The organism is Streptomyces mayteni, assembly GCF_054783955.1.
Map to the genome: position 1 here is coordinate 1 of NZ_BAAGPR010000307.1, position 543 is coordinate 543.

Below are 543 nucleotides of genomic sequence, written 5' to 3' on the forward strand. Positions count from 1 at the left end.
CCGGGGACAACTCCTACTCCCGTCAGTGGCGTTACACCAACGCCCCCGACGCCGACGCCCGCGCCGTCCAGGCCGCCTACTGGGCCAACCAGTGGGCCACCGAGCAGGGTAGGGCCTCGGCGGTCTCGGCCACGGTGGACAAGGCGTCCCGGATGGGCGACTTCCTCCGCTACTCGCAGTACGACAAGTACTTCAAGCGAGTCGGCAACTGCGTCGGGCCGACCGCCTGCCCCGCCGGCAGCGGGAAGAACAGCTCGCACCGGCTGCTCGGTTGGTACTACGCGTGGGGCGGGGCGCTGGACACCTCCGCCGGCTGGTCGTGGCGGATCGGCTCCAGCTTCGCGCACTTCGGCTACCAGAACCCGATGGCGGCCTACGCGCTGAGCGAGGACCCGGCGCTGATCCCCAACTCCCCCACGGCTGACGACGACTGGGCCGCCAGTCTCGACCGGCAGGTGGAGTTCTACCGGTGGTTGCAGTCCTCCGAGGGCGCGATCGCGGGTGGCGCGACCAACAGTTGGGAGGGCCACTACGGCACCCCGC

General features: G+C 70.5%; 1 protein-coding gene. It reads left to right on the forward strand.

Annotation, left to right across the window (positions count from 1 at the left end; genetic code table 11):
* The coding region (locus ACYVPE_RS40015; RefSeq protein ID WP_461038757.1) for a glycoside hydrolase family 48 protein at window positions 1-543 on the forward strand (543 nt) is incomplete at both ends.